The sequence below is a fragment of the Novosphingobium sp. SG707 genome (assembly GCF_012275515.1).
Taxonomy (GTDB): Bacteria; Pseudomonadota; Alphaproteobacteria; order Sphingomonadales; family Sphingomonadaceae; genus Novosphingobium.
In genome coordinates, this window is sequence record NZ_JAAZQL010000010.1 from 124,565 (window position 1) to 145,365 (window position 20,801).

A 20,801-nucleotide genomic window follows, 5' to 3' on the forward strand; every position below is an offset into this window, starting at 1 on the left:
AAACGCGCCGAAAACAGCGCGGTCCCGTTCCTTTTTTGACAGCCTCTTGGTCCCTGATCCCCGTCGGCGGGGTTGTCCAATTTCTGGGTTTGAACATGGCGAAATTGGTTCAAGAACGGAAATATAATATTCTGATTGATTGATGCGTCTGGGTTATCAAATCCGGCAAAACCCTAAGAAAAAGGCCACCGCGCAAGCTCTGCGCGATGGCCTCATCCATCCCATCCGGCAAAAGGCTCAGTCGGTCAGCACCTTGCTTGCCTCCGCCTGCGCGATCAGCTTTTGCGCATCGGCCTCCAGCAACCATCCAGCCGCTTTCTGCCGTGCCACAGCCTTGCGGACGGCCTCCACGAAACCGGCGTGATCGTGATAGCGCTCCTCCAGCGAGAGGCGCGGATCATGCCTGGCCAGCCTTTCCGCCTTGGTCCGGGCAAAGGGAATGAAGCCCCCGGCAAAGCCGCAGCCGCCGCCCGCCTCATACCCTTGCGCCTTCACATTCCAGCCCAGATGGCTGCCGAGCGGCACCTGCAGGGCCACTGCCGGAACGCCCGAAGTCTCATTGCCATCCGCGTTCACCCGCGGCACCCGCTGCGGCAAGGCGCCCAGCACGCGCGGGGGCTGCTTGCCGATCACGCCGCTGGTGTCATGGGTTTTGTACCCCGGCCCGAAATCATAGTTGAGCAGCGAGTTGAGCTTGCCATCGGGCACCGGCGCGCCCGGAATAGCGGGCCAACCCATCGCCTTGGCCGTGGCCGCCACCAGATCTCCGCCCTTCAGCGTGGGATAGCGGCTCGGCAAAGGCGCCTTGCCTTCCCGCACCCAGGCCACCAGCATCATCTGCGCCGCGCGCAGGCTCTCCATCGAGGAGACCGCATTGCCCGGCAGCGCGCATCCCGCCGGGGTCGGATCACCCGCCGTCGGAAAGCCGCCGCTCCACGATCCGCCATGGGTCGTGCTGGGGAAATAATAGCGGCGCACTTCTGGCGGCAAGGGCAGATCGGCGCGCCCATCCGTGCCGATCAGGCCGGGCGACATGCGCAGGCCCCAGAATTCGGCCGAACCGAAAGTCTCCACCACCTTGGGGCAGGTATCGCTGGCATGGCAACGGTCGAGCAGGCTCGACACGCCGCGCCCACGCGCCTTGTCATTATAACGCGTCCACCACAACGTCCCCTCGCTGCCCGGCTCGAACAGGCCCGCCGCGCCGCCCGGCACGCCAAAGCGCAGGTTGAGCGGCACCTGACGCGCGGCAATATTGGGGTTCACCCCGTCGAACACGCGGCGCCCCGCCTCATCCTCGTTAAAGCCCAAATGGACGAAAGTGCGGACATAATTGCCCGACTGCGATGTGCCGCTGGCGATGGCATAGGCGATCTTGCCCGCTGGATTGGGGTGGCCCGCATCATCCTTGTCGGCGTGGCGCAGAAAGGCCACCAGATCGCGCGTCGCGGCAAAGCCGAGGCCCAGCACCAGCGGGTCCTTGCCTTCGTAGGCCAGTGTATAGGCGAATTTGGGATCGAACCCGCCGCGTAGGCAGATCCGCGCCGGATCGGGCGTGCCGGGGAAAGGCACCGTCCGGCAATCGGCAAAGGTCCAGTCGGCAGGCGCGATGGTTTCCAGCGGCGCGCTGTCGCCCTTCAGCCGCATCAGCCGCGCCTTGGTCGTATCCAGCGACACCGGCAGCGGGCGCGGCGTGGGGCGGCCGATGCTGCCGGTGATGGGCAGGCTCGTTACCCCGGCGGGCATATCGACAAAGCGCGCCAACACCGGCCCGGTAAGCCCCTTGGCCACCGGCACGCGGGCGGTCTGCAATCCGGCATCCTCGGGCAAATCACCCTGCCAGCCCGAGACGACCCGGACAAAGCCCATCGGATCGGGATCGCGCAGGATATTGCCGCGATTGGGCACATCATAAAACAACGTATCGCTGCCCGCCAAAGGCCGTGTGATGGCGAAAGTGGCCGAATATTCGACCATGCCGTGCGCATTGCGCGGGGCGGCGGCAACATCGGTGATGATCGCGTTATGCGGGTCTTTAGGATCGACCTCGCCATGGAAACGCCCGCTGATCGTTTCATAGCCCGGCTTGTCGGGCGCGGTCTTTTCCACCTCGATCCGGGTCAGGCGCGCATCGGCACCATGGGACATAAACATCGTCGCGCCCAAGAGGGCGTAGCGCAAAGCGCCCAAAGGCGCATAACGCAGAGCGCCGAAAGGCGCGTAACGCAGAGTCTTCATCATCGGATCACTCCGGCAAAAGAGGAAGATCGAGCAATTGCGCGCCCAGCGTCTTGCCATGCGCGTCGAGCGAGAGGGAACGGGTGACGCCGCCTTGCAGCGCCCCTTCCAGCACCAGATTGACCGCCGCCAGCGCGGGCAATTCATAGCGCCGGATCAACCGGGGACGCAGGCCCGGAAAATGCGCGGCCACGCGATCGGGCGTAACGGCGGCCAGCACTCGGGGATAATCCGCATCGCGCAGGGCAAAGACGGCGATTTGCGAAATGTCACCTTTGTCGCCCGTGCGCACATGGGCAATGTCGCGCAGAATTCCGGCCATATCAGGCAATCTCCAGATGGACGCGCGGCGCAACCAGCTCGCGCGCGATCAGCGTCGAGGCCACCGCCAGAACCTGACGCACCGAGCGCGTCACGCCGCCCCCGCCCATCGGGCCATTGGTGTAAAGCGCCTCGACCTCGGCCCCGATGGCGGTGGCGGCCTGCACGCAGGATGCGCGCCCGGCGATGCGAACGCGCACCTCGGCGGGATCGCCGCCCGCCCCGCGCCGGTCCACCGCATCCATGCCGATCAGGTCGCAGCGCAATTCCTCGACCCGCGCGCCGATGATCCGCAGACGCTCGCGGATGATCTCGATGGCCAGACGCCCGCGCGCCGCCGCGCCGGGTCCGGCATAGGAAATCTGCCCCTCGCCGACATAGCCGTCGTGATAAGCGATCGAGACTTTGAGCTTATCAGGCGCGGGCGCGCCCGTGCCGCCTGATACGCGCACCCGGTCCGGGCCGGTCTGCTCGATCCGCACATGGCGGAAATCGGCGCTGACATCGGCCTGCAGATAGGCGGCGGGGTCGAGGATCTCATAGAGCAGTTGCTCCTTGACCGTGGCGGCGTCGATCCGTCCGCCGCTGCCGGCCAGCTTGCCCAGAACGGCCACGCCATCGCGGGTCACATCGGCATAGGGAAAGCCAAGGCGGGCCAGATCGGGCACATCCTTGACCCCCGGATCGGCGAAATAGCCACCGCAGACCTGCCCCGCGCATTCCAGCAGATGGCCGATCACCGTGCCCTGCCCCATCATCGCGTGATCGTCGAAGGACCAGCCCAGTTCATGCGCCAGCGGCCCCAGAAACAGCGCCGGATCGCAGACCCGCCCGGTGATCACCGTATCGGCACCTTGGCTCAACGCCATGACGATGCCTTGCGCGCCAAGATAGGCATTGGCCGAGACAATGGCATCGCCCAGATCGCGGCTGGTGCCGGGCCGGTCGATCAGCGGATAATCGCCCGCCAGCACCAGATCGAGCACATCATCACCCGTCACCGCCGCCGTGCGATAGCCCGACAGGCCCAGTTCGCGGGCGATTTCCGTCACCTTGCGCGCCGCGCCCAGCGTATTGGCCGCGCCCATATTCGTCACGATCCGCACCCCGCGCGGCGCGGCCAGCGGCAGGGCGCGACGCATCCTTGTTTCCAGCAGGGGATCGAAACCGGCCTGCGGATCGGCGGCGCGGGCGGCCTGCGCCAGACCGATGGTGCGTTCGGCAAGGCATTCAAAGGCAAGGTAATCAAGATCCCCATGCTCGATCAGATCGAGCGCGGGTTCGATGCGATCCCCCGAAAATCCGGCGCCGGCGCCAATGCGCAAGGTCGAACGGGTCACAGGCTGAAAACTCCCAGAACAAGCGCGGCGGCCGTCATCACCAGCGAGGCGGCAAACAGCCATGGAATGGCAAAGCGCTGATGCGCGGCCAGTTCGACCCCCGACAGGCCCGCGACAAGGAAGGTGGCGGGGGTAAGCGGGCTGACCGGGAAACCGGTGGTCATCTGGCCCAAGAGCGCGGCCTGCGCGACCTGCACCGGGGGCAGGCCGAAATGCGCCGCGACCTCGGCCAGCACGGGCAGGACGCCGAAATAGAAACTGTCAGGGTCGAAAATCAGGCTGAGCGGCATGGAGAGCACCGCGACCACCGGGGGCAGATGCGGCCCCAGCGCGGCGGGCATATGGGCGGCTGCGGCGCTGGCGATGGCCTTGATCATCCCGCTCTCATTCATGATGCCGGTGAACACGCCCGCCGCCATCAGCACGCCCACCATCTGCAGCGCGGCGCCCGCGTGGGATTCGATCCGCTCACGCTGGAGCGCGGGGGCGGGAAAATTGAGCAGCAGCACCAGCGCCGTGCCGATCATAAAGACCACCACCGGCTCGACCTTGCCCGAAACCATCACCCCCACCACGATCAGCGCCAGCAGGCTGTTGATCCAGAAGAAGCGCGGCAGGGGCACCGGATCGGCCGGGGCAGAAGCACGCGCGGGCGTCAGGCCAAGACGGCGCTGTTCCCGCAGGCCCAGCCACCATGCGACGGCAAAGACGAAGGCCAGGCCCACCACCTGCACCCCGATCATCGGCGTGAAAATCGCACTCACCGGCAATTTCAGCGCCGATCCGGCGCGGATCGTTGGCCCGGTCCAGGGCAGGAAATTGACCCCCGCCGCCATCGAGGCTGTGCAGGCCAGCACGCGCCGGTCCATGCCCAATTCGTCATACAGAGGCCGCAACGCCGGGATCGTAATCAGGAAACACACCGCCCCCGAACCGTCGAGATGGATAATCAGCGCCAGCAGGGCGGTGCCCACGGTGATGCGCTTAGGGTCCTTGCCCACCGCGCGCAGCACGCCCGAAACCAGCGGCTTCAAAACGCCCGCATCGCCCAGCAGGCCGAAAAACAGGATGGCAAACACGAACATGCCCGCCACCGGCGCGATCCGCGTGATGCCCGCGATCATATAGGCAGGCATATGCGCCCCTGCGCCGATGACCAGAGCGCCTAGCACCGGCGCCAGAATCAGCGCAACCAGCGGCGAGACGCGTTGCGACAGGATCGCGACCAACAGGCCCAGAATGGTGGCCGCAGCCACGGTTTCAAGCATGATCCTCTCGCCCCTGAATAATTATGCCGCGCCACCATGCCGCAATTGTATTGATGCAACAATTCGACTTATTCTATCTTTCTATAACGTCTCCGCATTGATCGCAGGAAACCATCGCATCAAGGAAGGCCTGCGCCGCCGGAGACAGAGTGCGCCCGGCCATGCGCGACACGCCGATCCGGCGCGAGGCCAGCGGCGGCTGCATCGCGCGCCAGGCAATATCGGGATTGTTGGCCAGCAAGGGCAGCGTCGATTGCGGCAGAAGCGAAATGCCCAGCCCGGCCGCGATCAGCCCGCCGACCGTTGCCAGTTGCGAACATTCGAACAAGGCGGGCGTGACAATATCGGCGCGGGCAAAGGCGGCGTCAGTCAACATGCGCACGCTGCTGCGCGGCTCCATGCCGATGAAGGGCATGTCGCGGAAGACCGACCATGGCGCGGGATCGGGAATCGCGCCTGCATCGCGCGCATGGCACACCAGCACGCAGGCATCCTCCAGCATCGGCATAAAGTCGATCTCGGCCTGGGCGTTGGGCTCGATCGAGATGGCAAAGTCGATCATCCGGTCCTGTAGGCTTTGATACAGGCCCGAGGTGAGATTCTCGCGCAGAATGATCTCGACATGGGGATGGCTCTGGCGAAAACGCGCGATGACGCGGGGCAGGAGATTGGCCGCCACCGAGGGCAAGGCGCCCACCACCACGCGGCCCCTCTGCCCTTCAAAGGTCTGTTTCAATTCGCGGAACGCCTGATCGAAATCCCCGGTCAGGCGCTCGACCGTGGGCAGGAGGGCGGCCCCCGCGCTGGACAGGCGGACATTGCGCGAATTGCGGTCGAACAGGCGCACGCCCAGATCCTCCTCCAGCAGCTTGATCGTCCGGCTGAGCGCGGGCTGCGAGAGGTTGGCCATGCGCGCGGTCTCGCTGAAGCTGAGCGAGCGGGCGACCTGGAGGAAGAGGCGGAGGCTGGAAAGGCTGGGGGTGCGTGACATTGGTATGGATTAATCCGATCATGTCGCTTTGCCAATCAATCAGCCTTTCCCGCCAAAATGAACTGTGGCGCAAAAGGCACATCCGCACACCTATCATAGCGAGTGATACCATCGGGCAGTTGCGGGAAAACTGTAATGTTATACAACATAATTCATGAGGCGCCAAAGCGCGCCGGGATTCTGGAGAGGACATATGAAAATCAACCGCGTCGCCCCGTGGCTCGCCTCCGCTCTGCTGGCCACCACCTCGCTGGCCGCAACGCCCGCCTTTGCCGCAGACGCCCCTGCCCCCACAACTTCAGGCGCCGAGAACCCCGACAAGGACATCGTCGTCACCGCGCAGCGCCGCCGTGAAAATGTCCAGAACGTCAATATCGCCGTGACCGCGCTGTCGGGCGATGCGCTGGTGGACAAGAAGATCACCCGCGCGATCGACCTTCAGACCGCCGCACCCGGCCTGACGATCTCGCGTTCGGGCGTGACCGATTCGTTCAACATTCGCGGCATCGGCCTGGCCTCGGGTTCGCCCCAGGTGACCAATGGCGTGGCGACCTATATCGACGGTGTGTTCCAGCCGCCCATCGTGTCGAATGGCCAGTTCTATGACATGGCCGGCGCCGAAGTGCTGCGCGGCCCGCAGGGCACGCTCTCGGGCGCCAACTCGACCGGCGGCGCGATCTATCTGACCACGCAGCGCCCCAAGCTGGGCGAAACCAGCGGCTATATTTCGGGCAATTACGGCAATTACAACAATGTCGGCGTGAACGGCGCGATCAACCTGCCCTTCGGCGAGAAGCTGGCCGTGCGCGCATCGGGCCTGTTCAACCAGCATGACGCATGGTTCAAGGACGTCGGCCCGGCCAACAACCAGCCCGAACGTCTGGCCGAAATCGACGGCCGCATCCAGGCGCTCTACAAGTCGGGCGGTTTCCAGGCCAATGTGAAGGTCGAGGCCACGCAGCGCAAGACCGGCGGTTTTGCCCTGCAGCCGATCAACACCTCCACGACCACCAACCCCTATGTCACGGGCCGCACCAACACGCCCTTCACCGTCAGCTTCGACACGCCGGTGTCGAACTTCGAGCGTTCCTTTGCCACGGTGCTGGAGCTGAAGTATGAATTTGCCGGTGGCCTGACCCTGCGCTCGCTCACCGCCTATCAGAACAAGCGTCTGGCCGCTGTCAGCGACACGGACGCCACCTCGCTGACGACGCGCGCCGCGCTGGCGGGCGGCAACAATGTGCGCGAGCGCGTTTACAGCCAGGAAATCAACATCATCTCGCCCGATACGGGCAAGTTCAAATATGTCATCGGCGGCTATGCCCAGCGCAACAAGGTCGACCTGCGCAACTGGAACAGCAGCGCCGGCAATTTCACAACCCTGCCCCATCCCAACACCAGCAAGCTGCTGCTGGGCGCCTTTGGTCAGGCGACCTATCAGTTGACGGACAAGCTCTCGGTGGATGCGGGCCTGCGCTATTCGCGCTTTGAAGTGACCGGCTCGAACGCGGTGTACAGCGCGGCGCCGGGCAGCACGATGGCCATGATCATCGGCGATCCGCCGGTGGGCGCCACCATCCTTGCCCCCCAGACCGGCCATGAAAGCGACGGCCGCGCAACGGGGAAGATCGCGCTGAACTACAAGCCCGATGCCGACAATCTGATCTATGCCTTTGTCGCGCGCGGCTACAAGAACGGCGGCATCAATCCGCCCACCGGCACCTTTGCCCCCGAAACTGTGATGGATTACGAAGCGGGCTGGAAATCGACGCTGTTCAACCGTCACCTGCGCACGCAGATCGGCGCGTTCTATATGAAGTACAACAACTTCCAGATGGACGTGACCAATCCGGTGTCGGGCCAGAACGGCGTGGTCAATCTGGCCAATTCGGAAATCAAGGGCTTCGAGGCCAGCTTCCAGGCCAAGATCAATGCCCTCTCGATCGACGGCGGCCTGTCCTATGTCGACAGCAGCCTTTCGGGCTTTACGCTGATCAACAAATGGCTGGTTCCCGCCGCCTCCAACGGCTTCCCCCAGTGCAACGGCAGCAATTCGGCGCGCTGCTTCGACTATACCGGGACCAGCGTCACCACCAGCGGCGGTTCGAACCTGTACAGCCCGAAATGGACGTGGAACCTTGCCGCCTCGTACCGCATCGAATTGCCCGAGGGCGTCTCGATCACCCCGCGCGTCGGCTATGCCTATATCGGCTCGCAGTGGGCCTATCCCACCTATCAGACCGGCACGGACCTCATCAACGCGCGCGGCCTGTGGCAGGGCAGCATCACGCTGGACAAGGGCACCTGGAAGGGTGAAATCTACGGCACCAATCTGGCCAACAAATTCTATGTGGCTGGTCAGAGCGGTCGTAACGAACTCTATGGCGCGCCGCGCGAATATGGCGTGCGCGTGACCAAGAAGTTCTGATCCAGGCCTATCCCCGGCGGGTCATGCGGCCTGTCGGGGATGTTATTCCGACCACCAGAGGGCGCGCAGCAGAGGCACCAGTTCATCGCGCAGATGTTCGGGCACCGCCTCATGGATGCGCGCCTCCTGCGCTTCAAATTCCGCCATGATTCGCTTGGCAAGCGCCTTGCCGCTCTCGCTCAGGTTCAGGCATTGGATGCGCCCCTGACCCTTGGTGCTGATGATCAGGTCGCGGTCGATGAAGCGGCGGATGATCGGGTTGAGGTTGGGCCGCTTGATTGAGAGCATCCGCCCGCATTCGGCCTGCGAGATCCCCGGATTGCGGCCGACCAGCACGAGGATCGATCCCTCCGATACGCCCACGCCCAGAGGTTCGAGATGTTGCGAGAGTTGGGCCATCCGGCTTTTGGAGGCTCGGCGCAGCAGATAGCCGGGAAAATTGCTTAAAGGATTGTCCATCAGGCTCCCCATGGCGCCTCTCGGACGCCTTTGTACCATTCGATACAAAACCGCGCTGGCATGCGCTATGTTATTCTGCATAATTCACGCTACCCACCGCATAAGAGAGGATCGGCCATGAATTTGCCCACCACCCATCACGCTCTTGCCATGGCCATTCTGTTCGCCGCCACCAGCGGCACGGCCCATGCGGCCGCCGATTGCGCGGCGCTGGCCAAGGCGGCCATGCCGGACCGCTCTAGCGTGATCACCCTGGCCGCCCTGCGCGAGGCAAGCCCGGCCGAGGCACGCGGCAATGGGCCAATGCCGCCCGCGCCCGCCATGCCCGCCCATTGCGAAATCATCGGCAAGATGCAGGAGCGGCAGGGCGCCAATGGCCAGACCTATGCGATCAAGTTCCACCTGCGCCTGCCCACCGAATGGAACGGGCGCTTCGTGTTTCAGGGCGGCGGCGGATCGGATGGCTTTCTGGGCGATGCCAATGGCGGATTTTCCAGCCAGCCCGGCGTGACGGCGCTCCCCAAGGGCTATGCGGTGGTGTCTTCGGATTCGGGCCATGACAATGCGGTGAACAATGATCCCGCGCGGCAAGGCGTGGTGACTTTCGGCCATGACGCCATCGCCCGCCACAATTACGGCTTTGGCTATATCGGCCCGGTGGCGCGCGCGGGCAAGGCGCTGATCCGCGCCTATTATGGCCGGGCGGCGGCCTTCACCTATTTCGTCGGCGGGTCCAAGGGCGGACAGGAAGCGATGATGGCGGTCCAGCGCTTTCCGGGCGAATTTGACGCCGCGCTGATCGGCTATCCCGGTTTCCATCTGGCCCATGCCTCGATCGCGCAATTGTGGGATGGGCAGGCGTTCGGCGCTGTCGCCAAGGCCATGGGCCAGATCGGCGCGGATGGCCTGCCGCTGGTCAACAAGGCGATGAGCGATGAGGATATCCTGTTAGCGCAGGGCGCAATCCTGAATGCCTGCGATGCGCTGGACGGCACGAAGGATGGCATGATCGAGCATTTCACCGCCTGCACCACGGCGCGCGTCATGCCCGAAATGATGAAAATCGCCTGCAAGAGCGACAATATGGCCGACAAGACCTCCGCCTGCCTCTTGCCGATGCAGATTGCCGCGATGCGCCGCGTGATGGGCGGCCCGCTGACCAAGGATGGCAAGGCGGTCTATTCCGACTGGGCATGGGACGCCGGGATCGGGGCCAAAACCGCGCAGGGTGTGACGCAGGGCTGGCGGATCTGGAAGATGGGCGGCTATACCTCGGCCATCAACAATGGCGCGCTGCTGCGCCTGGGCGCGCCGTCCAATTCGGCGGTTTTCCGCTCGCCGCCGCTCGATGTGGCCGATGAAGTCACCTCGCTCACCCGCTATGCCTTGAACGCGAATATCGACGAAGCCTATGCCGCCGCCCATGTCAAATGGGGCGAATTGAAGGAAGCGCCGGTCGATTTCATGCATGCCGATGCCACCGACCTTTCGCCTTTCACCCGGCGCGGGGGCAAGATCATCCTGTTCCACGGAGTCAGCGATCCGGTCTTCTCGGTGCTGGACACGATCCGCTGGCTGGATGCGGTGAACAAGCGCGAGAAGGGCAAGGCGGGGCGCTTCGTGCAATTCTATGCCGTGCCGGGCATGAACCATGGGCGCGGCGGCCCGGCAACGGATCGCTTCGACATTTTCTCCCAACTGGTGGCATGGCGCGAAAAGGGCGTGAAGCCCGGCGCGATCACCGCCACGGCGGGCGCCGACACGCCTTGGCCGGGCCGCGAACGCCTGCTCTGCCCCTTCCCCGCGCGGCCCCACCGCAAGGATGGGGACAGCGAGAAGGCCAGTTCCTTCACCTGTCAGTAAGCGCCCAGCCGGACAGGAATTGCGAGCGGATCTGGGCATAGGTCCGCTCCTCTTTCCATGCGATGGCCACGCCCTTGCCTTGCGCGCCGGGGCCGGACGAACCGACCTCGCCAAAGCGTGAATCCTGCGGGCGGAACACTGTGGCCATGCCGCCATCGCGCGAGGTGCCGTTCATCGTGGTCCAGCGATCGGCATGGATATGTCGGTCCATCGTGCAATCAATATAAAGCGCCATGCCCACCGCCGCAGGATCGGCATAGCGCCCATCGGCAAAGCGCGTGGTGGGATGCCATGGCCGCCCCAATGCCACCGCGCCATCGGGCACGCCCTTTTCGCGCGTCAGATGAGACGCATAGAACACAATCCCGGTCGGCTGCGACAAGGGCGTCGAGGGAGCGGCGACAAAGGACTGGAACCCATCGGGACCGGGCGGCTGGGCGCGGGGGCGGCTGCGGATCTCGCTGTGCTCGATCAGCAATTGGCCATTGCCGAAGATGAAGTCGATATTGCCCGCGATCAGACTGTCCTGCACCAGCGCCCGCCCGCCATTGGTAAAGACCGTATCCTGATAGCCCAGCATGGCCACGCCGCGCATCAGCACCCGGTCGGCGTGAATGTCGAACAGCACGGCGGCGGCCTGCGGATTGCCGATGCGGGCCGGATCGCCATAGGGAATACGGTCATTGGCGAGATAATCATAAGTGTTTTCAATGGCAAGGCCACGCACCTCGACCTCGTCGGCATCGATGGTCAGCGTGGCCGAACCGGGCGTGCCCCAGCCGTTGCGGTGATAATCCTTGGCCGTTTGCGCCACTGCGCCGAAATGAATGCGGGTCTTGGCCCGGTCCGCCCCGACCAGGCGCAGGCGGGGCCGGGCGATCACCGGCTTTTCGTGATAATCGCCCGGCGCCACGCGGATGGTGATCCAGCGCTCTGTTTTATCCCGCACGGCGGCGTCCAAGGCGGATTGGATGCGTGTATAGCAAGGCGCAGGGGTCGCGCTGCAGGCGGGGCGCACGTCATAGTGCGTCGGCGTGGCAAGAGCAGCGGCAAGCAGGAGCGGAGCAAGCATCGGCAGATCTTTCAGCGTTGGGGCAGCGATTGCAGGAAAGCGGCGATTCTGTCGGCCGTGGTGGTCAGAAAGGGATCGAAGAACCAGATGTCATGCGGCGCCTTGGCGAAGGCGTACCATTGAGCGGGGATCTTATACTGCGCCAGTTCGGCCAGCACCTTATCCTTGCCTGCGGTAAAGCGCGGGTTGCCGCTGCTGATGATGAGCGTGGGCGGGGATTGCGGGCCGACATGGGATGCCGCGCTCGCCTCGCGCCAGCGGTCGGGGGCCTGTTCATAGGATCCGCCGAGCCATTTGGCCGCCGATGATCCGGACCCGGCGGCATTTTCATATTTCAGCGCCTCGGGCGTGGTGAAATCCAGCACGCCGTCCATGTCGATCAGCGCGTAAGGATGGCCGCCCGCGCCAAACATCCCATCGCCATAAGCCACCAGCGAGGCCAGTTGCCCGCCCGACGAGGCCCCGCCCAGCGCGATACGGTCGGGCCTGACGCCATAGTCGCGCGCATGATCCTGCGCCCACACCATCGCCTCGTGAATATCCTGCGCGCCCGCCGGATAGGGTGCCTCGGGCGAGAGGCGGTATTGCGGGATGAACACGGTAAACCCGCGCCGGGCCAGCAGATTGGCGATGGGGTGAAAATGGCTGCGCGCGCCCGAACGCCATGCGCCGCCATGGACCAGCACGATGCCCACCCCGCGCGAATGGGCAGGGCGAAAGATGTCAATCAGGAGATCGCGCTCGCCCATGGTTTTATACACGCGGTCGGGCAGGATCTCCTGCCCGGTCTGCGGCCGGATCGCGGGCCAAGCGATGCCGGGATATTGCGCGCCATATTGGGCAAAGCGGCGGGCGATGCTGTAGCTTTCATCCACCTCATGGGCCTGAACGGGCAAGCTGAAGGCCAAGCTGGCAATCAATAGGAAACCGGTGTCAAAACGCAACAGACTTCTCCTGATGCCGCGCATGAAAGCGGGGGCCGCCGACGCAACGCGCGCCGGCGGCCCCCTTTCTTGCCCGGATATGGGAGTATTTGGGAGTCATATCCGGACAAAAAGTTCAGAACTGATAGCGCGCCCCGACAAACCATTGCGCGCCGGTCTTGGTAAATTCCCGCGGCAGATATTGTGTCCCGTCGCCGGTATCATAGATACGCTCTTTTTCATTGGTGATATTGATGCCCTGAACGTTCAGGCTCAGCCGCTTGGTGAGGTTGTAATAGGCCGAGAAGTCCACCTGCGTCGGGCCATATTTACGCTCCTGCACATTGCCATTGCCACCGGGCTGGCTGAGCAGATAATCGTCACGCTTGTTGATCGAGACACGGACACCAAGTTTACCGGTGTCATAATAGCCGGTGAAATTGTACGAATTGGGCGAAAGGCCCGTCGAATCCCGCGCCGAAACATAGGTATAGTTCGAGGCAATGCCAAAGCTGGACCACCAGCCCTTGAGGAAGGTGAAAGGCACGTTGAGCGTGACTTCCAGCCCCTTGACGCTGTTGCCGCCCGGCGCGTTGACCGCTGTGGCGAACGTATAGGGCACCTTGGCCGGATCAGCCTGATAGGAGGGGCTGTAGCGCGGATCGGCATAGATCGCGGCCCAGAATTCCTGCGGCACCATCTTGGTCACCACCGAATTGGTCAGCGAGGTGACAATATCCTTCTTGAACGCGCCCACCGCGATCAGGCCACCCTTGCCGAAATACCATTCGAAATTGACGTCGAAATCATTGGATTGATAGGGCTTCAATTCCGGATTGCCCAGATTGCCCACGGTGCGCGTGGTATATTCAAAGGTCGGGCTGGCGATATTGAGCGAGGAAAGGCCCGGCCGCGTCATCGAACGGGCATAGGAAAAGCGCGCCAGAAAATCGGGCGTGATGTTCAGCACCAGATTGGCCGCCGGCAGGAAATTGCCATAGGAACGCTCGACCTGAACCGGCGACCCGGCAAGGACCGCGCGCGAAGTAAGATCGGTGCGCACATAACGCGCGCCCGCATTGGCGCGCAGCGTCATGCCACCGATGTCAAATTCGCCGTTGACTTCGCCATAGCCGCCCATGGTCTTTTCGATCACGGTCCAGTCAGCGCTGGTATTATCGACATAATTGGAGGAAATCAGGCCCGAGCGCGCAATGGCGTCGAAATTCATCACCGCAAAGGTGGGCAGGCCGCCCGAAACCACGCCATCGCCGAAATGGGCAATCGGGAACGCCTGCATATAGGAGGAAGGCGCAAAGCTGGGCAGATCGCCCTGCGCCTCGCTGTAGCGCACCATGCGGCGGTTGAAGGCCACGCCGATCTTGGCGTTGAACTTGTTGTCGGTATAGGTCAGGTTGGCCTTGGTGGTGAAATTGTCCTTCACCACATTGTTGAGCCGGTTCGCCGCCGTCAGGGCATTGATATAATTGGCGGTGTTGTTGGGATCATAGCTGCCGTAGCCGACCTTGGCCACGTCCGGGTTGCCGGTGTAGTCATAGGAATAGAAATGGGGCGACGAGCGCGCATAGAAGCGCAATTCGGTGCGATCGGCCGCATCGCGCGCAGTCCCCGCCATCGCGTCAAACTTCAGTTTGTCGGAGAAGCGATAGTCGCCCGAGAGCACATATTGCTGGAACTTCGACAGCGATGTCTGGTGGCGGCTTTCATACCACGAGGTCACATCGTTGAAGGATGCGGCCACCAATTGCTTGCCATCGGGCGCGACCGTGAAGGACAAAGGCGTCTGGCCGACGAAATTGCCGGGCGCGCCATGGGTCAGCAGCCATTCCATCGAATTATAGCTGTAGCGATCATTGTCGAGCTGTGAATAGAGCACGTCAAAGCTGATCAGCATCCGGTCGGTCGGCTTGAACTGCAACGATCCGGTGACGCCCAGGCGCTTTTGGTCATTGCCAAAGAAATCCGAACGCGGCAGGCGCGGCGCCCAGAGGCAATCGGTGGCCTTGGCCGCGCCGCATGGCGCGGGCGTGCCGGTCACGGTGGGGTTGCTGTTGGCCCAACTGTCGCCATTGATATAGGGCGTAGTCCAGAGCACGCTGGAAAAGCCCTCCTGATAGACGGTGCGGCGCGAATAGGCCGCCGAGACCAGCACCCCGATCCGGTCATCGGCAAAAGTGTTCGAGAGCATCACCGTCACGCGCGGATCGACCTTGCGGGTCATCGCATTATAGCCGCCCTGCCCGCTGGCGACAAAGTGAAAGCCTTTGAAGTCAAAAGGCTTGGCCGAATAGAGATCGACCGTACCGGCAATCCCCCCCTCCTCGATGGAGGCGCGCTGGGTCTTGTTGACATCAATGCGGTTGAACAATTCGGAGGCAAAGACATGGAAGTCAAAGGCACGGCCCGCGTTCAGCGTAAAGCCGCCCGAGTCCAGCCCGTCCGAGCTGGCCGGAACCTCCATGCCGTTCAGGGTCGTGCGGGTGAAATCGGGCGAAAATCCGCGCAGGGTGATGTTGCGCCCCTCGCCGCCCTCGCGGGTGATGGCCACGCCCGGCAGGCGCTGGATCGATTCCGACAGGTTGAGATCGGGCATCTTGGCCATATCCTCGGCCACGATGCTTTCCGTCAGGTTCACCGCCGAGCGCTTGATATCCTGCGCCTTCATCAGCGTGCGGCGAAAGCCCTTGACGATAATGTCGGCGGCGGGCGCCTCATCGGGCGCGGACAAAGGCTCGGCTGCAACGGGTGCGGCCTCGGCCATGGCGGCGCGCTCGCCGGTCATCAGTGCGGGCCCCGGATGGACCGACACTGCGCGCACTGGCTGCAACGAGGGCGCGGCGGGGCGGGCGGTGATCGCGTAGGAATGCGGCCCGATCTGCTGGGCCACCAATCCGGTGCCCGCAAGCATCCGGCCCAGCGCCTCGTCCACGGTCATATCGCCGCGCACGGCATTGGTGCGCACGCTTTGCGTGAATTTGCGCGGGGCGATGATCTGGACATCCCCCTGATGGCCCAGCGCGCCGATGGCCGTGGTGGCCGATTGCGCCTCGATGGCGAACTGGCGCGTCTGGCCCGCGGCATGGGCCGGCATCGCGGCCAGCACAACCATCGCGCTCGACGCAAGAAAAACTCCACGCATAGTGGAATGCATCATCAATCCCTCCCGAATATCCCGCCTTCATGGCTCGCTTTTGTCAGCAGCCTTAAAGAGACATGACGAATAAAAATCCTTCGCCAAAAAATTCATTCTCCATTCATTATTTCGATTTCACCAAGCGGATTACGCGCGGATCGCTATCATCAATCCCCACATTCAAACTGGCCTTGACCGCTTCTGCAAAACCTTGCGGGTCATTGATGCGAAACAGGCCGTCGAACTGCTCATCGGCCACCGCCGCATCGGCGATGATGATCTGGCGCTGGTTATACCGGTTGAACTCATCGGCCGCCTCGCTCAGACTGGTGCCGTTGAGGTCGATCATACCGCTGCGCCATGCCAAAGAGCGGTCCACCGCCGAGGCTCGGTCGCTCTCATGATGAACCACGGCCGTATCGCTCAGCAAAGCACGCTCGCCAGCAACAAGGCGCAGGCGCAGGCTCTCGTCTTCCTCGGACCAGCTTTCCACCACGCCCTCGGTCACCAGCACCTCGACGCCCGTCTCGCGCCGCCGCACCGAAAAGGCGGTGCCCACCGCGCGGGCGCGCACCTTGCCCGCCGCCACGGTAAAGGGGCGCGCGGCATCCTTGGCCACATCGAACCACGCCTCGCCCTGGGCGATCTCGATCTCGCGGCTGCCCTTGGCCATGCGCACGGTCAGTTCGGAGCCGGAATTGATCGTCATCACACTGCCATCGGCCAGAGGCACCCGGCGGATCTCGCCCACGCGGGTGGCAAAGCTGCTGCGCGCATCAAGCCAGCGCCCGGCCCCCACCACCGCCGCGACCGAGGCCGCCATCGCCCCCAGAAACCCGCGCCGCCGCCAGAAAGCCGGAGCTGCCGGGGCCTCCTCGACAATTTCCTCCTGCGCCACCGGCGTTGCCGCCACCCATGCCGCATGGACTTGAAGCAGCAGCCCTTCGCGCCCCGCGCCGCCGTCAAGCCAGAGCTGCAACTCGGCCTCATCGGCCTCGCCCCAGTTCTCGCCATCCATCCGCGCGACAAAGCGGGCGGCCATATCGCGGTCATGTTCGGTGGCCGGTTTCATCGCCCAGCCCCCATGCCGCGCTCGGCCTGATCCATGCGCTGGGCGCTTTGCGCCTCGGCGCTGGCCCATGCGGCGCGGATGGCGCGCACGCCCACCCAGACCTGCTTTTCCACCGCCTTCTCGCTCATGCCCAGATGGGCCGCGATGTCCTTTTGCGACCACCCTTCGATCTTGCGCAATTCCACCACGCGGCGGCACCGCTCGGGCAATCCGGCGATGATCGCCATCACCCGCTGACATGTGATCCGGCTGCCCGCCTCATCCTCGGGCGAAACCATGCTTTCATCGCGCCAGTTCTCGATCTCACCGATCGCGTCGAGCGCCACCACCTGCGCCCGCTTGATCCGGCGCAGCATCATGTGGCGCAAACTGGCCATGAAATAGGCGCGCGGCGCGGTGATATGGTCCACCGACGGCAGGGAAACGATCTGGCAATAGGCTTCCTGCATAAGCTCATCAATATCCTCTGCCGACACCCGCGCACGGGCCAGCCATGCCCGCATACCGGCCTCATGCGGCACGATCTCGCGCGCCATCCATGCGGCCAGCATGCGCCTGCGCGCCAATGCGTTGATCACCTCGCCCTGCGTCACACCCTCCCCCTGTCGCCGGGGTTTTCCCCTTTGGCCGCATAGGAGACATGGGCGCGCAAAATCCTTCGCGCCAGAGGGAAATTATTTTGCCTGCCTGTGTCGGGATGCGCGTTTTTTCAGGCGCCCAGCGTGACGATGAAATGCGAATGCCCGTCCTGCCAGCGGTATTGGGCCGCCCCGCCATGCGCCTGGGCAATCGCCTGCACCACGGCCAGCCCAAGGCCCGATCCGGTGCGATGGGTCTCGCGCGCCGCCGTGCCGCGGGTAAAGACGCTGAACAGATCGGCCCGCTGGTCCAGCGGCACGCCCGGCCCCTTGTCGATCAGATGGATCGCCACGCCCCCGCCCTGATGCCGGACGACCAGCCGCAAGGCGCAGGGATCGGCATAATGGAGCGCGTTGTCGACCAGCGCCAGCAGCGCCTGACGCAGCCGCGCCATATCCACCCTTGCCCGGATCGCCGCGCTTTCAACGCTCAGGCTGAAGCCTGCCCGCTCGACGGTGGGGGCCATCATCGAGGCCCATTCCTCCAACCCGACGCGCAGATCCACCTCGGCCACCTGCAATTCCAGCCGCCCGATGTCGGCCAGACTGACGCAGCGCAGATCCTCGACCAGCCGCGCCAGCCCGTCCACCTGCGTCAGCAGTCCGCGCAGCAGCATGTCATCCATCACGAACACGCCGTCCGACACGCCCTGCAGCCGCCCTTTGAGGATGGTGAGCGGGGTGCGCAATTCATGGGCGATCTGGGCGTTCCAGCTGATCGCATCATGGGCCGCCTTTTCCAGCCGTCGGGCCATGGCGTTGAAATCCTCGACCAGCATCGCCGTTTCGCCCGGCGCATCGACCTGGGGCGCGGCGCGGGCCGAAAGATCGCCATCGGCAATCGCGCGCGCGGCGCGGCCCACTGCATGCATCGGCGCAACGATGGATCGCGCCATGCCCGCCGCAATCCATGCGCCAAGGCCGATGCCCATGCATGTCACCACCCCCATGATGACCAGATCCCAGCCATTGGGCAGGGCCGAAAAACCGGGCGGAAACAGTTTGGGCGCGCACCAGACCGCGATCGTATAAACGATGTAAAAGACGATGAAGGAGAACAGCACCGTCGCAATCGCCACCGTTGCCATGGCCAGCGTCAGATGGCGCGAAATGTCGAATTTCACCTTCATGCCCCGCTGCTCAGCCGATAGCCGACCCCCCGCACCCCGGCAGGCATACCCGAAACCCCGGCCTCCTCCAGCTTGCGGCGCAATTTGCTGATATGGCTGTCGACCGTACGGTCCAGCGCGTCGGATCCGGGCAGGCAGGCATCGACCAGATCGCCGCGCGAAAACACCCGATGCGGATTGCGCGCCATATGCACCAACAGACGAAATTCGGTCAGCGTCAGCGGGATTTCGCGGCCATCGACACGGGCGATATGGCTCTCGGTGTCGATCTCGACAGGCCCTACGCGCAGCACAGCCCCGCCCCCCGTGCCGCCCGTACGGCGCAGGATCGCGCGCAGCCGCGCGACCACCTCGACCGGGTTGAAGGGTTTGACCACATAATCATCCGCCCCGATGCGCAGCGCCTGCAATTTGTCGATATCCTGATCCAGCGCGGTGATCATGATGACCGGCGTTTCGGCCTCGCGCCGGATCTGGGCCAGCACTTCCCAGCCGTCGATATGCGGCATCCCGACATCCAGCAGCACGATATCCGGCCGCAGCGCCCGGTGCAGATCGAGCGCCACCCGCCCGTCCCCGGCATGAACCGTGCGAAACCCCTCGCGTTCCAGATAGGCGCGCAGGATGTCGGCGATATCGCCATCGTCTTCGGCAATCAGGGCAAGCGCTGTCATGGCCTCCGTGTATCATTGCCCATTGGTATGCGGCCAGATGCCTCCACACAATCTCCACAAAACCTCCACACAAGGGCAATGCTAAGGGTGCATGGGGGCATCATGCGATACGATCACTTCCGATTTGCCCTTCCCCTTTCCACCCTCCTGCTGGCCGCATGTGGCGGCGATGGTGCGCCCACCGCGCCCCCGCCCGCCGAAGTGCTGATTACGCCTGCGCAGGATCGCCCCATCGCGCTGGCCGATGAATTGCCGGGCCGCGTGGTGGCCTTCCGCACCGCCGAGATCCGCCCGCAGGTGGGCGGCATCGTCCAGCGCCGCCTGTTCACCGAAGGCGCGATGGTGGCCCAGGGCCAGCCGCTGTTCCAGATCAACCCGGCCCCCTTCCGCGCCGATGCGGCCAGCGCCTCGGCCACCCTCGCACGCGCGCAGGCCACCTATGCCCGCGCGAAAACGCAGGCGGATCGGTTGAAACCGCTGGTGGGCGTCGATGCGATCAGCCGCCAGACCTTTGACGACGCCACCGTGGCGCGCGATCAGGCCGCCGCCGATGTGGCGCAGGCGCGCGCCGCGCTCGACCGGCGTCGTCTCGATCTGGGCTTTGCCCGCGTCACCTCGCCCATCGCGGGCCAGATCGGCGCGGCCACCGTGACCGAGGGCGCGCTGGTGGCCACCACCGACACCAATCCGATGGCCACGGTGCAGCAGATCGACAAGGTTTACGTCGACGTGCGCCAGCCTGCGGCCCGGCTCGACGCGCTGCGCGCGGCGGTGGCCGAGGGCGCGGGTGCGGGCGCGGCCCCGGTGGAGATCATCACCGCCTCGGGCCAGCCCCATCCGGTCAAGGGCCGGTTGCTGTTCTCCGATGTCACGGTTGATCCGGGCACCGGCAATGCGGTGGTGCGCGTGCTGGTCGAAAATCCGGGCAACCGGCTCTTGCCGGGCATGTTCGTGCGGGCGCGCCTGCCGCGTCTGCGGATGCCCCATGCGATCATCGTGCCGCAACAGGCGGTGGGCCATGATGCGGCGGGCCGCGCGGTCATCCATGTCTGGAACGGCCGCGCCATCGAGGAGCGCCAGATCGAAGCGGGCGATGTAGTCGATGGCACGACCATCATCCTCAAGGGCCTGAAGGCGGGCGAGAAGGTGGTTGTGGTCGGCATGGACCGCGTGCTGCCCGGCGCGCCGGTCAAGGCACTGCCTTGGCGCCAGCCTGCAACACGCTGAGGG

The 20,801-nt window shown here is 64.3% G+C and carries 16 protein-coding genes; 3 read left to right on the forward strand and 13 right to left on the reverse strand.

Going from position 1 to position 20,801, the window contains the following annotated elements; translation table 11 throughout:
* Positions 1-237: 237 nt before the first annotated feature.
* The 5 genes from FHW92_RS21850 to FHW92_RS21870 form a co-directional block, all read right to left on the reverse strand.
* A complete protein-coding gene (locus FHW92_RS21850) occupies positions 238-2,241 on the reverse strand; it encodes an alpha/beta hydrolase domain-containing protein (RefSeq protein ID WP_168605405.1) in 2,004 nt (667 codons plus the stop codon).
* Between the two features lie 4 nt (positions 2,242-2,245).
* Positions 2,246-2,560, reverse strand: a complete 315-nt coding sequence (locus FHW92_RS21855) for a hypothetical protein (protein ID WP_168605406.1) — start codon at positions 2,558-2,560, stop codon at positions 2,246-2,248.
* A gap of 1 nt (position 2,561) precedes the next feature.
* Entirely contained in the window at positions 2,562-3,899 is a 1,338-nt protein-coding gene (locus tag FHW92_RS21860) for an acyclic terpene utilization AtuA family protein (protein ID WP_210428643.1), read from the reverse strand.
* The gene (locus tag FHW92_RS21865; protein WP_168605408.1) at positions 3,896-5,167 is read right to left on the reverse strand and encodes a citrate:proton symporter; all 1,272 of its coding nucleotides are present in this window, start codon (positions 5,165-5,167) and stop codon (positions 3,896-3,898) included. The genes FHW92_RS21860 and FHW92_RS21865 overlap by 4 nt, the downstream gene beginning before the upstream one ends.
* 73 nt (positions 5,168-5,240) lie before the next feature.
* Positions 5,241-6,158 carry a LysR family transcriptional regulator gene (locus FHW92_RS21870; protein ID WP_168605409.1) on the reverse strand — a complete coding sequence of 306 codons (918 nt, stop codon included), beginning with the start codon at positions 6,156-6,158 and terminating at the stop codon, positions 5,241-5,243.
* 193 nt (positions 6,159-6,351) lie between these two features.
* Here FHW92_RS21870 and FHW92_RS21875 point away from each other — a divergent pair, with 193 nt between their 5' ends.
* Positions 6,352-8,586, forward strand: coding sequence for a TonB-dependent receptor (locus FHW92_RS21875; RefSeq protein ID WP_168605410.1), 2,235 nt, complete (start codon positions 6,352-6,354; stop codon positions 8,584-8,586).
* A 42-nt stretch (positions 8,587-8,628) separates the two neighbouring features.
* On the opposite strand, the gene FHW92_RS21880 is transcribed toward FHW92_RS21875, so the two are convergent.
* Positions 8,629-9,045, reverse strand: coding sequence for a MarR family transcriptional regulator (locus tag FHW92_RS21880; protein ID WP_168605411.1), 417 nt, complete (start codon positions 9,043-9,045; stop codon positions 8,629-8,631).
* Positions 9,046-9,162: 117 nt separating this feature from the next.
* Here FHW92_RS21880 and FHW92_RS21885 point away from each other — a divergent pair, with 117 nt between their 5' ends.
* On the forward strand, positions 9,163-10,908 hold the full coding sequence (locus tag FHW92_RS21885; protein ID WP_168605412.1) for a tannase/feruloyl esterase family alpha/beta hydrolase: 1,746 nt from the start codon (positions 9,163-9,165) through the stop codon (positions 10,906-10,908).
* Here FHW92_RS21885 and FHW92_RS21890 read toward each other — a convergent pair.
* From FHW92_RS21890 to FHW92_RS21920, 7 genes are all read right to left on the reverse strand, one after another.
* Positions 10,895-11,980 (reverse strand): pectinesterase family protein, encoded by a 1,086-nt coding sequence (locus FHW92_RS21890; protein ID WP_168605413.1) that lies wholly within the window; start codon positions 11,978-11,980, stop codon positions 10,895-10,897. The two genes, FHW92_RS21885 and FHW92_RS21890, sit on opposite strands and share 14 nt — an antisense overlap.
* Positions 11,981-11,991: 11 nt before the next feature.
* Positions 11,992-12,924, reverse strand: coding sequence for an alpha/beta hydrolase (locus FHW92_RS21895; RefSeq protein WP_246870351.1), 933 nt, complete (start codon positions 12,922-12,924; stop codon positions 11,992-11,994).
* Positions 12,925-13,039: 115 nt separating this feature from the next.
* On the reverse strand, positions 13,040-16,078 hold the full coding sequence (locus FHW92_RS21900) for a TonB-dependent receptor (protein ID WP_168605415.1): 3,039 nt from the start codon (positions 16,076-16,078) through the stop codon (positions 13,040-13,042).
* 103 nt (positions 16,079-16,181) lie between these two features.
* Positions 16,182-17,129, reverse strand: a complete 948-nt coding sequence (locus tag FHW92_RS21905; RefSeq protein ID WP_168605416.1) for a FecR domain-containing protein — start codon at positions 17,127-17,129, stop codon at positions 16,182-16,184.
* On the reverse strand, positions 17,126-17,722 hold the full coding sequence (locus FHW92_RS21910; protein WP_349237734.1) for a sigma-70 family RNA polymerase sigma factor: 597 nt from the start codon (positions 17,720-17,722) through the stop codon (positions 17,126-17,128). Before FHW92_RS21910 ends, FHW92_RS21905 begins: the two co-directional genes overlap by 4 nt.
* Positions 17,723-17,838: 116 nt before the next feature.
* On the reverse strand, positions 17,839-18,897 hold the full coding sequence (locus tag FHW92_RS21915; protein ID WP_168605417.1) for an ATP-binding protein: 1,059 nt from the start codon (positions 18,895-18,897) through the stop codon (positions 17,839-17,841).
* A complete protein-coding gene (locus FHW92_RS21920) occupies positions 18,894-19,571 on the reverse strand; it encodes a response regulator (RefSeq protein ID WP_168605418.1) in 678 nt (225 codons plus the stop codon). The genes FHW92_RS21915 and FHW92_RS21920 overlap by 4 nt, the downstream gene beginning before the upstream one ends.
* Before the next feature lie 102 nt (positions 19,572-19,673).
* On the opposite strand from FHW92_RS21920, the gene FHW92_RS21925 reads away from it, so the two are divergent.
* Positions 19,674-20,798, forward strand: coding sequence for an efflux RND transporter periplasmic adaptor subunit (locus tag FHW92_RS21925; RefSeq protein ID WP_168605419.1), 1,125 nt, complete (start codon positions 19,674-19,676; stop codon positions 20,796-20,798).
* Positions 20,799-20,801 lie beyond the last annotated feature (3 nt).

What these genes read in the sequence shown, in the direction of transcription:
- FHW92_RS21850 (WP_168605405.1), bottom strand. Translation starts at nt 2,241, where the DNA reads ATGATGAAGACTCTGCGTTACGCGCCTTTCGGCGCTCTGCGTTATGCG.
- FHW92_RS21855 (WP_168605406.1), bottom strand. Translation starts at nt 2,560, where the DNA reads ATGGCCGGAATTCTGCGCGACATTGCCCATGTGCGCACGGGCGACAAA.
- FHW92_RS21865 (WP_168605408.1), bottom strand. Translation starts at nt 5,167, where the DNA reads ATGCTTGAAACCGTGGCTGCGGCCACCATTCTGGGCCTGTTGGTCGCG.
- FHW92_RS21870 (WP_168605409.1), bottom strand. Translation starts at nt 6,158, where the DNA reads ATGTCACGCACCCCCAGCCTTTCCAGCCTCCGCCTCTTCCTCCAGGTC.
- FHW92_RS21875 (WP_168605410.1), top strand. Translation starts at nt 6,352, where the DNA reads ATGAAAATCAACCGCGTCGCCCCGTGGCTCGCCTCCGCTCTGCTGGCC.
- FHW92_RS21880 (WP_168605411.1), bottom strand. Translation starts at nt 9,045, where the DNA reads ATGGACAATCCTTTAAGCAATTTTCCCGGCTATCTGCTGCGCCGAGCC.
- FHW92_RS21885 (WP_168605412.1), top strand. Translation starts at nt 9,163, where the DNA reads ATGAATTTGCCCACCACCCATCACGCTCTTGCCATGGCCATTCTGTTC.
- FHW92_RS21890 (WP_168605413.1), bottom strand. Translation starts at nt 11,980, where the DNA reads ATGCTTGCTCCGCTCCTGCTTGCCGCTGCTCTTGCCACGCCGACGCAC.
- FHW92_RS21900 (WP_168605415.1), bottom strand. Translation starts at nt 16,078, where the DNA reads ATGATGCATTCCACTATGCGTGGAGTTTTTCTTGCGTCGAGCGCGATG.
- FHW92_RS21905 (WP_168605416.1), bottom strand. Translation starts at nt 17,129, where the DNA reads ATGAAACCGGCCACCGAACATGACCGCGATATGGCCGCCCGCTTTGTC.
- FHW92_RS21915 (WP_168605417.1), bottom strand. Translation starts at nt 18,897, where the DNA reads ATGAAGGTGAAATTCGACATTTCGCGCCATCTGACGCTGGCCATGGCA.
- FHW92_RS21920 (WP_168605418.1), bottom strand. Translation starts at nt 19,571, where the DNA reads ATGACAGCGCTTGCCCTGATTGCCGAAGACGATGGCGATATCGCCGAC.
- FHW92_RS21925 (WP_168605419.1), top strand. Translation starts at nt 19,674, where the DNA reads ATGCGATACGATCACTTCCGATTTGCCCTTCCCCTTTCCACCCTCCTG.